This is a genomic window from Methylomonas sp. 2F7, assembly GCF_057126975.1.
Window position 1 is genome coordinate 1,479,303 of sequence record NZ_CP195203.1, and the last position, 12,688, is coordinate 1,491,990.

Sequence of the window (12,688 nt, forward strand, 5' to 3'; positions counted from 1 at the left end):
CTGCGGCGGATATTCTGAAATGTTCATGAATGTATTACTTGATTGCGGCCGCTTTGCTTGGCTTTATACAGGGCGTTATCGGCGCGGACGATAAAGCTTTCCGGATTGTCGCCCGGTTGCAATCTGGCAACGCCGATCGACAAGGTGATTTTACCCAGTGACTGGTTATCGTTTTTGCGCTGCAAGCGGCTGGTCTCCATCGCGTTGCGAATATTTTCGGATATTTCTACCGCCTTTTCGTGGCTGGTATTGGGCATGATAATCGCCAGTTCCTCGCCTCCGTAACGCGCCACATGATGATGATCTTCAGCGTGTTTCTTCATTAAAGAGGCCACATATTTAATGACATTGTCGCCGATGGTGTGGCCGTATGTGTCGTTAATGCGTTTGAAATGGTCTATATCCAGCATCGACAGGCAAGCGGTATTGGGTGCGGATTGTTCGATAATTTCCGCCAAGGTCATGTCGAACGCGCGCCGATTCAATAGGCCAGTTAAGCCGTCGGTAGTGGCGATTTGCCTTGCTTGTGTAAGCTCTGCACGTAGTTGTTCCATTTCACGGTTAGCATCGGTCAGCTTGGCCTGCATGGCCTGACTGGTGATTGCCAGGGCTTTTGTTTCCTGAATGATTTCCTGCAAGACGATTTTCAATCCGTCGGACGCGGAGAAATTCTCCAAGATGACAGATTTTTTCTGGAAGCTATCGTTGGTTTGTTCGGCCTTGTTATAAGTTTCGTTGATCGCGCTAGTGGCTTGTTCGATAACTTTGTGCAGTTGTCGGTTGATTTGCTCAAAAGATTCCAAAGATGCATTACAAATGTGTGATTTGTAAAGCTCCACGCTGTTGTCATAATCGAAGGCTTGGTTTTCTGCGAGCAACAAGTCAACGGCTTTGTTTAAGGTCGGGTTATCACCGGCTACATAGTCGTACCAAATGGCGTAATTGATGGGATTGGCCGCCACATTATGCCGCACCAGCAGCGGCAGGATTTGTTTTAGATAACCGGCGTTAATGCTCGGTGAGAAATCGTAAATCGGTATGTAAGTGGTGCCTTTACTCATCAGATTTTTGTCGATAAACGTATAAGGGTTTAAGTATTGCTCGCGCCGGGATTATTAACCCTGTCACTGCTTTCGATTGTTCCGTTTCGTTGCGCTTGGTTTAGCGCTTAGTAGAACGTGTCTCCGGTGACTTGGATGTGCCTCGCCAAATTTGGCTTGAAACATAATTGACCATCCAGGCTTTCATCTTTCGTAGTCATAAGCCTACATAAAAGTAACTTAAAACCGGGATTTTTCAATACATCCGGAAAATAAGCTTACACGGACAGCGTTTGCGGTTTGCGTACAGGGGATGGTTTTTTGGGTGGTGAGCATAACTTTGTATAGAAATAGTTTGCTCGTACTGGCTTGCTGTCCGGAGAATGCAAACTGTTGGCAACTGCACGCGTGGCAAGAGTATTTGCATCGCAAAGTTAACAAAACATTTTGCAGCAGCTCGAGTTTTGGATAAAATGCGCGGCCTTTAGTCGGGTGCTTAGCTCAGCTGGGAGAGCATCGCCCTTACAAGGCGAGGGTCGGGGGTTCGAACCCCTCAGCACCCACCAGGCTATCCGAGGTAAAAAGTAAAATCTCCCACGATTCTATTCGGTAATCCCAAGCTTGCTATTCAATAATCCGTAGGCAAGCGCGACGCCAGTTCGTCCCAACGGATGACAATGTCCGGCAAGATGCCAACCTGGTTTTCGCCTTCCAATTGATACATTTGCGGCTTGCCAAATTCCCCATCTGCCAAGCTGTATATCGTTAATACCCGATCAACGGGATGAACCAGCCAGTACTCACGCACACCGTGGCGTTCGTAGAGCTGGCGTTTTTTGATTTGGTCATGACCGGCGGTAGAGGGCGACAATACTTCCACGACCCAGTCCGGCGCACCGCGCACGCCGCGTTTATCGAGTTTATTGCCATCGCATACCACCAACACATCGGGTTGTACGACCGTATCGATAGATTCGTCGGCTTCCTGATCTTTGGGTAAACGTACATCGACCGGTGCGATAAACGCACGGCAAGATTTGCCCTGCAGCGCTTGCCGAGTTTGGAAATAAATCTCCCCCGCCACGTCCTGATGCGGTAAATCCGGCGCGGGTGACATCAAATAAGCATCGCCGTCTATTAATTCGTAACGCACATCGTCCGGCCAGTTTAGATAGTCGCCGTAAGTGTGGGATTCCCGATCTTTCAATGCCAAAGCCATTGTCTTAACTCCCGGTTTGCCTTGCTGCTAGAACGCATTCGATATTTTATCCAGATGCGGCAGCGATGCGAGACATTTCAGATAAAAAACGTTTGAGCCAAAAAGATGGCACTGGCTTGAAGGCCAACTCCAATGCAACCAAAGCGCACCGCACAATCTATTCGTAGCTACTTTAAAGCTAGCCGTTCAGCGAGTGGGTGCAACTGCTGATAATCAAGTTCGATACCAAACTGTTCGCTCAGCAAATCGCTTAGATGCGCCCGGCTTTTGATTGTATGACTGATTTGCTCACCCGCTTGGTATCGCGAAAAATTGGTATTAAATAATTGCACCCAGCCCTCGGCGGTATTGCGGCAGATCAACAGATTTTGTGCCAGTAGTGATTGATCCCAGGTTGTGCACACCAAGTTAGCCGCGTCCAGGTCGCAGCGTTGTACCTTAGCGCGGTCGAAACTATATAACGCGAACCAATCGCCGTTTTGCAGTCGCTCTAGCACGGTTTCTCCCGATGCCGTTTCCTGGCGCAACCGAAACTGATTGCCGTCCTGGCTTTGCGCCTGCTCGGTACTCAGGCGTAGCGGCCGATAATGGCTAGGCCCGCCGAAGCCGGCATCGACCAGCCAAGAGTCGCCTTCAGCTTCCACGATAAACGCTAAATGCAGGCGCGGTCCACCTTCATTACGCCCCATCCGCACTCTGGCCATAATCGGCTGATAACTGAATCCCAACTCAGACAGCGCCTGTCCAAATAATCCGTTCAATTCGAAACAGTAACCGCCGCGTCGATTGGCGACGATCTTTTTCATCAACGCCGCTGTTTCCAAATCAGGTATCAAGCCCAGCAGCGGATTGATGTTTTCAAACGGAATAGCGCTCAGTTGCGCTTGCTGTAATTGGCTTAGGCCGGCGAGGGTGGCCTCCGGTTTGGCTATGCCGATGCGGCTTAGGTAAGCGTTAAAGTCAAAACTCATGGATCAATTTTGGATGTTAAAACTATCGGTAAAGAGCGCCAGTTTTGCGGCGATAGGATATCGGGGCGAGAAAGATAGCAGATTCTGGTAAACGGTTTCAAACCCCCAGCTCGACTGCCGTATCCTTGATGCCAAGCTTGGCAACGGCTATCGGTAATTTAGACCGGCACTGCCGAGGTTGAGATATAGCCCGTTTCCGCCCTCTTGAATCGATGGTTTATGCGAGTCACCGGAATTGATGTCGTGAATCCTGGTTGTGAATGGATCAATGGGTAGCTCTGTCAAATCGTGGGGCGGGTAGATTGAAACTTGTCCGACGGTGTTGCTGGTCCGCCATTCCCCAAGCCAAAACCTCCAATTTGACGATGCCACCGGCTTGTATGATCGGGTAGTAAGCTATTTTCCCGGCGCATAGTTGTCTATGGACTTCTGTGGTCATCACAAGCCCGCTCACAATGTCGAAACCCTTAAAAATGGGTTCGCCCCAGATGTTTGCCTGGGTAACGGGCGCTTCTGGATATTTAGGCGAAATTGCCTAGAACCCTAAAAAATTACCGGCTGAGTCAAGGCTCACGCATTCATGCTGGCTCATCTCGGGCATGTGCCAGCATGCCAAAAATACTATGCAATAGCTGGCTATCGTAAAAAATCGATTTGCTGTTTTCACAACAGTGATCTTATGGCCGGGCTATCTAAAGCGAAATTAAAATTAAATGCCGCCGCTAACTCCTTGAGTTAAAAAAACAAAGCCGCAAACGGGGTTATTTAGTAAAAATTTCCCGCTGACAACACAATATGTTGTGCTAGAATTTTCACATAGACACTATATGCAGTATGTCGCCAGGCTGTAGTGTTTTTCGGTTTTAACCCAATAAACATCAATATCTTAGCCGTGCCGGAGTGCTGAGATAGGCCAATAACCATTCAACTAGAAAAGGGAATCCACGAATGACCGCAAAACTTCATGTTGTGACGCAAGACACCACCGAAATCCCGCTACAAAGTGCTTCCCTGGATATTTGGGACAGTAAATATCGCTTAAAAACCAAGGACGGCAAAGCGATTGACGAAACCATAGACGAAACCTACAAGCGCGTCGCCAAAGCCCTGTCTAGCGTGGAGAAAACCAAGGCGCTGCAAGAAAAACACTATAAAGAATTTCTGTGGGCCTTGCGTAAAGGCGTTATTCCGGCAGGCCGCATCGTCTCCAACGCCGGCGCGCTGGAACACAAACCGGCTACCTCCACCATCAATTGCACCGTGTCTGGCATCATCGAAGATTCGATGGACGACATTCTGCACAAGGTCCACGAAGCCGGTCTGACCCTGAAAGCCGGCTGCGGTATAGGCTATGAATTTTCTACGTTAAGACCCCGCGATGCATATGTGTCCGGTGCCGGTGCGTACACCTCCGGTCCGCTGTCGTTTATGGATATTTACGACAAGATGTGTTTTACCGTATCGTCCGCCGGTGGCCGTCGTGGTGCGCAAATGGCCACCTTCGACGTAGCACATCCTGACGTGGTGGACTTTATTCGCGCCAAACGCGAAGACGGCCGCTTGCGCCAGTTCAACTTGTCGCTGCTGATTACCAGCGAATTCGTCGAAGCCGTTAAAAACAACGGTCAATGGCCGCTGTCCTTTCCGGTTACCGAGCGCGAAGCCAATGTCGACAAACTGGATCTGACCGATACCGACAAAATCGTCTGGCGTGATCTGCCCAATAAAAAAGGTTATGTGGTCAACGAGGCCGGTCTGGTGGCGTGCCGCATTACCAAAGTCATGCCGGCCCGCCGTTTGTGGGACATCATTATGTCCTCCACTTACGACTATGCCGAACCAGGATTTATCTTGATCGACAAGGTCAACGAAATGAACAATAACTGGTTTTGCGAGCACATCCGCGCTACCAACCCCTGCGGCGAACAACCGCTGCCGCCTTACGGCAGTTGCCTGTTGGGCTCGATCAACCTGACCCGTTTCATCGACAAACCCTTCACCAAAGAGGCCCGTTTCGATTGGGAAGGCTACCGCAAAACCATCCGCATCTTTACCCGCATGCTGGATAACGTGGTCGAGATCAACGGCTTGCCGCTGGAAAAACAACGTGAAGAAATCGTCGGCAAACGCCGCCACGGCATGGGCTATTTGGGCTTGGGTTCTACTATTACCATCCTGGGTATGAAATACGGCGATGAAGAATCGCTGGAATTTACCGAACAAGTCACCAAAGAGTTGGCTTTGGAAGGCTGGAAAGCCGGCCTGGAACTGGCGAAAGAAAAAGGCCCGGCACCTATCATGGACCAGCTATTCACCGTCACCGGCGAAATGCTGCACAAACGCCCGGAAATGCAAGCCGACGGCTACAAACTGGGTGACCAAGTCCCAGGTCGTGTATTGCACGCCAAATACAGCCGCTACATGCAAAAAGTCGCGCAGGAACTGCCGGAATTGGTCGCGGAACTGGCGGAAGTGGGATGCCGCTTTACCCATCACAGCTCGATTGCGCCGACCGGCACCATCTCACTGTCTTTGGCGAATAACGCCAGCAATGGCATCGAGCCCAGCTTTGCGCATCATTATTCACGTAACGTGATCCGCGAAGGCAAAAAATCCAAAGAAAAAATCGACGTATTTTCCTTTGAATTACTGGCTTACCGCCATCTGGTCAACCCGGATGCGATGCCGTATAGCGAAGACCCAAACCAACAATTACCGGCTTATTTTATTGCCGCCGACGATGTGACGCCGAAACAGCATGTGGATATCCAGGCTGCCGCGCAACGCTGGATTGATTCGTCCATTTCCAAAACCGCCAACGTGCCGACCGATTATCCGTACGAAGACTTTAAGTCCATCTACGAATATGCCTACGACCAGGGCCTGAAAGGCTGTACCACCTTCCGCTTCAACCCGGAAGTGTTCCAGGGCGTGTTGGTGAAAGAATCCGATTTGGAAAACACCACCTACCAGTTCACGTTGGAAGACGGCCATGTGGTGGAATTTAAAGGCAACGAAGACGTGGAATACGACGGTGAAATCCATACCGCCGCCAACTTGTTCGATGCCTTGAAAGAAGGCTATTACGGCAAGTTTTGATAATCAAAATACGTAGGTTGGGTTTACCCGCAGGGCATAAAAGCCTAGCGTAACCCAACATTTGGCCTTGATGAGTGTTGGGTTACGGCTGGCGCCTTTTACACCCTTTGGGTGAACCCAACCTACACAGAATATGAGATACCCCCATGACCCTACACAAAATCAACAAAAAAATCGTCGGCTACAAAGTGCTGACCAAAGAAAATCTGGAAGCAGCTGCGCAGGCGGAAGCCGAAGTGGCAAAACCTTCGCTGGAAGAAATGCACGAAAATCTGGCGCGCCCGGAGATGCTGCTGGGTTCCACCTATAAGATCAAAACCCCGCAGTCTGAGCACGCCCTGTACATCACCATCAACGACATCATCCTGAATGAGGGCACGGTTCATCAGGAGCGCCGGCCTTACGAAATCTTCATCAACTCCAAAAACATGGAGCATTTTCAATGGGTACTGGCGCTGACCCGCTTGATTTCGGCAGTGTTTCGTAAAGGCGGCGACGCCACCTTTTTGGTGGAAGAAATGAAGGCGGTATTTGACCCACAGGGCGGCTATTTCAAAAAAGGCGGTGTCTTTATGCCGTCTCTGGTCGCCGAGATCGGCCACGCCATCGAATCGCACATGAAACACATCGGCATGATCAAGCCGGACAAACTCAGCGATCATCACCAGCAATTACTGGATGAAAAGCGCCGGGAGTTTGAAGCTCAGCATGGGGCGTCGGAGGGGCAGGCGTTTCCGGAGAAAGCTGTGTTGTGCAATAAGTGCAGCACCAAGGCGATGGTGTTGATGGATGGGTGTATGACTTGTTTGAATTGTGGGGAGAGTAAGTGTGGGTGATATTTAATTCTTATGCGTAAGAATTTATTTTACTTTGTAAAACTTGGAATTATTGAATATGGCATTGGATTTATCGGATACTCTGGTCGTTGGAATAACTGCAACAGCGTTGTTTGACTTAAGTGACGCTGATAAAGTATTTAGAGCAAAGTTTGATGAGGATAAAGATACAGCAATCTCCGAGTATCGTAACTACATGCTTCAGAAAGAGAATGACCCTCTTGAAGATGGAACAGCAATGCCATTGGTTAAAGCACTACTGGAGTTAAACAAATTCAAAAATGAAGGTGATACAAGTCCTCTTGTTGAAGTTGTTGTTATGTCACGCAATAGCCCAGAAACAGGGGTAAGAGTATTTAACAATATTCGAAGACTTCAGTTGCCAATTTCGCGTCATGCATTTACAGGAGGGGAATCAGTCGTTGATTATCTTGACGCATACGATGTTGATTTGTTTCTTACTACTCATGCGAAAGATGCTCAGAGAGTAATTGATGCAAGAAGTTGTGCAGCGGCTATTTTGAAAGAACCTCCTAAAGATATTGAAAAAATACCTGAAGGCCAAGTACGAATTGCATTTGATGGAGATGCCGTTCTTTTTGACGATAGTAGTGAAATTGTTTATAAAGCCGATGGTCTTGGAGGATTTCATAAGAATGAAGACTCAAAAAAAGATATTCCAATGCAAGAAGGCCCCTATACATCGTTATTGAAGAAGTTATCTCGACTGCAAGAGCGACTTCCTTTTAGCGTCGAATACTCGCCAGTTAGGATTGCAATAGTTACAGCTCGAAATGCACCAGCTGAAATGCGAGTAATTAAAACATTAAGGCATTGGGGGGTATATGTAGATGAGGTATTTTTTCTTGGTGGTCTTGAGAAAGCCAAAGTATTGCGAGCATTTAAACCGCACATTTTCTTTGATGATCAGGACCTTCATTTGGAGCCTGCATCAAACTATATTCCAGCCGGTAAGGTTCCTTATAGCAGTGATTCTCCACTTAACCAATAGCATGGAGGTAGCCGGTTAGGGTGGGCACGGTTCTTGTGCCCGCCCGGGACCGCCGGTTTGCATCAACAATGATTTTCTGTTGCGAATCCTGATTTAATGCCGGTTCGCGAGCCAGCAGCCTTTCGCGTCGTCAAAAGAAAACATTGGCATTCAGCACATTTCAGCTGAGCGCTTACAATCAATCAATGAATCAGACGACAAGATATTTCAATATATCAACGGCCTTGGCATTGGTGTGGCTGGCGTGGGCGGTGTTGGGTGTTGTCGATGTGGCAGCGAAGGAAAAGTCTGCCGCGTCGGGAAAAAGGGCCACGCGTAATTTACCCGACATCGATACCACCGAGCCGGCAGCCATTGATGTGGAACAAGAGACTAATATATTTTTCAACGCGGCGGTGGCTAATTTATCGGCGAACTTTGGTTTGGCGGCCGGTTGGGACGTGGGTTTGAGTGTTCTGAACGCGCAGTTTGCGTCGACTACATCGCCGGCGGCGCCGTTCCAGCCGGATATTTTGTTTAACGTGGAAAAACACTGGACCACGGAAAACCTGCAAATCATTGTCGGCACGCAAAGCGGTATTGGCATCGTCCAACCCAATAACGTTTTTATGAGCCTGTCTTATCTGGAATATCAACGCCATCTGCCGGATTGGGATGTGGATATCGATACCGGCGTTTACTATGCCAACGCCGGTATAGCCAACCACGACAGTGTTGGTATGCACCTCAGCGCTGAAATTCCGTTGTGGGATGGGCTAAGGCTGAACGGCGATTATTGGTCTGGAAACAACGCCGTCGGTAGTAAAACCGTCAAGCTGATTTACCCGTTGGTCGGTAACTGGCGTTTAGTACTCGGTGCGCAATTTCCCAACCTCAATAGCGGTGATCAGATAATCGGTATCGTCGGGCTTTATTGGCAGACTATATAAATCAGGCGGGCAGGGTTTTTGTGCCCGCAGAATTGCCTGTTTGTACAAACGGTGATTCACTAATGCGAGGCTTGTTTTAAGGTTGGATTTACTGCCTTTACTGCCCGCGCCGCGGGCCTAATCGCCGCAGTGCGGCTAAAGCAGAGTTACCACGCCTTGCAGGGTAACCAGAAAAAGAGGTAACGGTGAAAATATTTTCTTTGATTCTATCGGCATGGCTTTTAACCGGGTGTTCAACGCATCATCTCAATACGGGTTCTTCTGAAAATGTGTCCAGTTATGGGAAAGATATTACGGTAAAAGTCACGGGCGCAAATGCGGATATTGTCGATAAACTTACCCGGTATATTCAGGCCGCCCTTTTAACCGAAGGGTTTAATCTAGTCACCGAAGACAATGCAACGCACTTGGAGGTGGCAATTTCAGACTTTGATCCGGGTAATGCGGCATTACGTTTGACGGTGGGCTTTGGCGCCGGCCGAGGCTCGTTGGTTTACAACGCTAAATATACAAAAAGCGGTAAAGTGTTGGTTGATTACGATGGCGCCGAACGTTTTACCGGATTGGAAATCGCGCCCGGAACAAAGTACGAAACTTTCCGCAATTTTGGCGGCGAAGAAACGTCAACCCAGATTTTATTGGAAGAAGCTTCAAAGCATATTGTTGAACAGGCAATAAACCAGAAATAAACATCATGGACTTAAAAAATATTTGAGTGTTCTTAATGGGAAAGCGTTGATAACTGTGTATTTATAATCAGTGTGGGGTGCAATATATGAACAAATATTTAAAGATATTAGGCCTGATATTGGTGTTGTTTTCAGTGAAAATTAATGCATCGACATAGGTATAAAAACTTCCCGGATGTATATAAAAATATTCGGAAGGTGTGGCTGCCGGCTGGGAGGGCATAGATAAATGTCTTGGAGGTGCGGTCAAGGTTGTTGAATGCACCTTCGAGATTTGCGAGGGTATGTTCGAAAGCATGGTGGGTGCCTCCCTGATATTTTTATATCCCTTCGGCTTAATGGGGATTGCCTTCGCGTCAGCTGGAAGTGTATACAGGGTTCGGATCGCAATCCAGATACTATTCTTCCTAGCATCGTTTTGTAGCAAATATTGCTTGTTTGAGTCTTGTAAACAAAAAAGGCCTTGTTAAACAAGGCCTTTTTAGAAATATGGCGGAGAGCTAGTCCGACACTTTCAAAAAGCTGGATTTTCAAATTTGTCAGGAATAAAAAGGCTACCGAGATAGGTTTGGGTAGTTTTAGCGATATTTCCCTAGAGGCAGCCAGGGAGCAAGCATCTGAATATCGAAAGCTGCTCAAGCAAGGTCTGAATCCCTTGGCGGAAAAACGGAAAATTGAACGCGAGCTCCACTTGTTCGTCGCAAGATCAATGACATTTGCAGAATGTGCCGCCGCTTACATTGAGATTAATCGCCATGGCTGGAAAAATCCTAAGCATGCTCAGCAATGGTCCAATACCCTAGAACAGTACGCATATCCAACCATTGGCAAACTCCCGGTCACGGAAGTCGATACGGCATTGGTTGTTAAATGTCTTGAAGGAATCTGGACGTCCAAAAATGAAACGGCCAGTAGATTACGAGGTCGTATAGAGACGGTGCTGGATTGGGCGACTGTTAGCAAATATCGTGAAGGCGAAAATCCAGCTCGATGGCGTGGTCATCTCGACAAGATTTTACCTAAACCATCCAAAGTTCAAAACGTCGAGCATCACGCTGCATTGTCTTACACGGATATAAAGGAATTTATTGTAAAGCTAAAAAATCAACAGGGTGTAGCCGCGCGATGTCTTGAATTTACGATCCTTACCGCCGCCCGAACTAATGAATCCATAGGCGCAACTTGGGATGAAATAGATGTGATCAGCCAGACATGGACAATTCCCGTTGAACGGATGAAAGCCAAAAAACCTCATCGAGTACCCTTGCCACCTCGCGCAATGGCTATCGTTCAGGAGATGAGTCTACTCAAAACTAATGAATTTGTGTTTCCTGGATTAAAAAGAGGTTTGTCGAATATGGCCATGCTGCAACTATTAAAACGCATGGGCCTCCCGGAACTGACGGTTCATGGGTTTCGATCTAGTTTTAGGGATTGGGCCGCTGAAACAACCCATTATCCCAATGAAGTAGTTGAAATGGCGTTAGCCCACACGATTAAAAATCAGGCGGAGGCAGCGTATCGCCGAGGGGATTTGATGGAAAAGCGATCGCAGCTTATGGCAGGTTGGGCTAGGTATTGCGAGCAGGCTTATTAGAATTTAAGGCAGTGGCTCGGTTAAATTCAAATAGTAGCGCGTATGTTTCCGTTCGCCTGTTCGAATCAATGCTCCCTTGGCGACTAGATCCTGCAGATCGCGAGTGGCCGTTGCTGAAGGAGCTCCCGTAATACTTCGATATTTGTCCGCGCTGAGTCCACCAGTAAAGCCATCGGGACCTTCCCGAAACATTCTGGCCAAGGCTTTTTCCTGACGCGGATTCAGTTGTCCGCTTACGCGGTCGTAGAGCTTGGTTTTTTGAATTAAAAAATCGATCCAATGATGGGTGTATTCCTGAGCGGCCATCACCAATTCGGCGAAATACACCAGCCAATCAGTCACGTCGCTCTGCTTGTTGGCCATTTCCAAGGCAGTGTAGTACGCATTGCGGTGGCGTTCGATGGTAAATGCCAGCGCGATTAATGTTGGTTGTCCCAGGCATTGAGCCAATGCCTTTTCGGCAATCGCCCGACCGATGCGACCGTTGCCGTCCTCGAACGGGTGGATGCTAACGAAATAAAGATGGGCAATCCCGCCGCGTTGTAATGCGGGCAAAGGTGTGTTTCCGTCTGGTGCTGTGTGATTGAACCAGTCAATGAACTGATCCATCTCCCGCGTCATCTGGCAGGACGGCGGCGCTTCGAAATGCACTTTGGGCGCGTAAATGGGACCGGAGACAATTTGCATCGGGTCTTCGTGGCTTCGATAACATCCGACATCCTGTAGATCATTGCGACCGGCGGTAATCCAGGAATGCCATTGATATAGTTGCTCGTGAGTCATAGGCGTTGCGAAGTGCAGGTACAGATCGACCATAACCTCTGCGATGCCTTGCTCGGCCGGCGGGACTTTTCGATGATCGGTGATTAAACCGAATTGGCGGCAAATTGATGACTGCAGGCTGTCCCGGTTCAGATATTCACCTTCAATAGCTGACGTTTTTAGGGCTTCATTGCTGATCAGCTCGATAGTCAGCTGCCGTCTGTCGTCTTCGGATAAATGCTTAACCGCGCCGAATGACACGCCAGCGCCAAGCAATAAGCGCTTTTCAAAATCGTCCAGCTGCGACGCGTTATAGGTGAAGTGTGGCCAATCCGCCAGCTGCCAATTCCAGAGCATGATTAATACAAAACGATTTTATAGATCACAAATATAGCATTTTATGATCTATAAAAGAACTGCTTAAACATCACTAAAGACTGTAGTGCCACTCTGAGCAAACCCGAGCGCTGTAACTGTTGAAGTTATAGTAAAGTGAGATTTCTGGTATTACCAGTGTTACCGCCTGATCTGTCC

Annotated in this window: 10 protein-coding genes and 1 tRNA gene; 7 read left to right on the forward strand and 4 right to left on the reverse strand. The window is 48.4% G+C overall.

Annotated features, from left to right (window positions below; translation table 11 throughout):
• Positions 1-23 precede the first annotated feature (23 nt).
• Complete coding sequence (locus tag ACR64Q_RS06770) at positions 24-1,061, reverse strand: GGDEF domain-containing protein (protein ID WP_020485739.1); 1,038 nt, start codon at positions 1,059-1,061, stop codon at positions 24-26.
• Positions 1,062-1,530: 469 nt separating this feature from the next.
• Between ACR64Q_RS06770 and ACR64Q_RS06775 the strand changes: the two genes are divergently transcribed.
• Positions 1,531-1,606, forward strand: a tRNA-Val gene (locus ACR64Q_RS06775).
• Between the two features lie 62 nt (positions 1,607-1,668).
• On the opposite strand, the gene ACR64Q_RS06780 is transcribed toward ACR64Q_RS06775, so the two are convergent.
• Complete coding sequence (locus tag ACR64Q_RS06780) at positions 1,669-2,259, reverse strand: Uma2 family endonuclease (RefSeq protein WP_026604299.1); 591 nt, start codon at positions 2,257-2,259, stop codon at positions 1,669-1,671.
• Between the two features lie 167 nt (positions 2,260-2,426).
• Entirely contained in the window at positions 2,427-3,230 is an 804-nt protein-coding gene (locus ACR64Q_RS06785) for an arylamine N-acetyltransferase family protein (RefSeq protein ID WP_026604300.1), read from the reverse strand.
• A 948-nt stretch (positions 3,231-4,178) separates the two neighbouring features.
• On the opposite strand from ACR64Q_RS06785, the gene ACR64Q_RS06790 reads away from it, so the two are divergent.
• From ACR64Q_RS06790 to ACR64Q_RS06815, 6 genes are all read left to right on the forward strand, one after another.
• Entirely contained in the window at positions 4,179-6,329 is a 2,151-nt protein-coding gene (locus tag ACR64Q_RS06790) for an adenosylcobalamin-dependent ribonucleoside-diphosphate reductase (protein WP_026604301.1), read from the forward strand.
• Positions 6,330-6,475: 146 nt separating this feature from the next.
• Positions 6,476-7,165 (forward strand): TSCPD domain-containing protein, encoded by a 690-nt coding sequence (locus tag ACR64Q_RS06795; protein WP_020481552.1) that lies wholly within the window; start codon positions 6,476-6,478, stop codon positions 7,163-7,165.
• A gap of 58 nt (positions 7,166-7,223) precedes the next feature.
• A complete protein-coding gene (locus ACR64Q_RS06800) occupies positions 7,224-8,177 on the forward strand; it encodes a 5'-nucleotidase (protein ID WP_313734045.1) in 954 nt (317 codons plus the stop codon).
• Between the two features lie 185 nt (positions 8,178-8,362).
• Entirely contained in the window at positions 8,363-9,106 is a 744-nt protein-coding gene (locus ACR64Q_RS06805; protein ID WP_026604303.1) for a hypothetical protein, read from the forward strand.
• 185 nt (positions 9,107-9,291) lie between these two features.
• Positions 9,292-9,795 carry a DUF4410 domain-containing protein gene (locus ACR64Q_RS06810; RefSeq protein ID WP_081733876.1) on the forward strand — a complete coding sequence of 168 codons (504 nt, stop codon included), beginning with the start codon at positions 9,292-9,294 and terminating at the stop codon, positions 9,793-9,795.
• Positions 9,796-10,258: 463 nt separating this feature from the next.
• Entirely contained in the window at positions 10,259-11,392 is a 1,134-nt protein-coding gene (locus tag ACR64Q_RS06815) for a tyrosine-type recombinase/integrase (RefSeq protein ID WP_313734047.1), read from the forward strand.
• 3 nt (positions 11,393-11,395) lie between these two features.
• On the opposite strand, the gene ACR64Q_RS06820 is transcribed toward ACR64Q_RS06815, so the two are convergent.
• A complete protein-coding gene (locus ACR64Q_RS06820; protein ID WP_313734048.1) occupies positions 11,396-12,511 on the reverse strand; it encodes a Fic family protein in 1,116 nt (371 codons plus the stop codon).
• Positions 12,512-12,688 lie beyond the last annotated feature (177 nt).

Bases quoted from the DNA above. Each gene is read 5' to 3' on its own strand.
- ACR64Q_RS06795 (WP_020481552.1), top strand. From the start codon at position 6,476: ATGACCCTACACAAAATCAACAAAAAAATCGTCGGCTACAAAGTGCTG.
- ACR64Q_RS06790 (WP_026604301.1), top strand. From the start codon at position 4,179: ATGACCGCAAAACTTCATGTTGTGACGCAAGACACCACCGAAATCCCG.
- ACR64Q_RS06800 (WP_313734045.1), top strand. From the start codon at position 7,224: ATGGCATTGGATTTATCGGATACTCTGGTCGTTGGAATAACTGCAACA.
- ACR64Q_RS06785 (WP_026604300.1), bottom strand. From the start codon at position 3,230: ATGAGTTTTGACTTTAACGCTTACCTAAGCCGCATCGGCATAGCCAAA.
- ACR64Q_RS06820 (WP_313734048.1), bottom strand. From the start codon at position 12,511: ATGCTCTGGAATTGGCAGCTGGCGGATTGGCCACACTTCACCTATAAC.
- ACR64Q_RS06780 (WP_026604299.1), bottom strand. From the start codon at position 2,259: ATGGCTTTGGCATTGAAAGATCGGGAATCCCACACTTACGGCGACTAT.
- ACR64Q_RS06770 (WP_020485739.1), bottom strand. From the start codon at position 1,061: ATGAGTAAAGGCACCACTTACATACCGATTTACGATTTCTCACCGAGC.
- ACR64Q_RS06805 (WP_026604303.1), top strand. From the start codon at position 8,363: ATGAATCAGACGACAAGATATTTCAATATATCAACGGCCTTGGCATTG.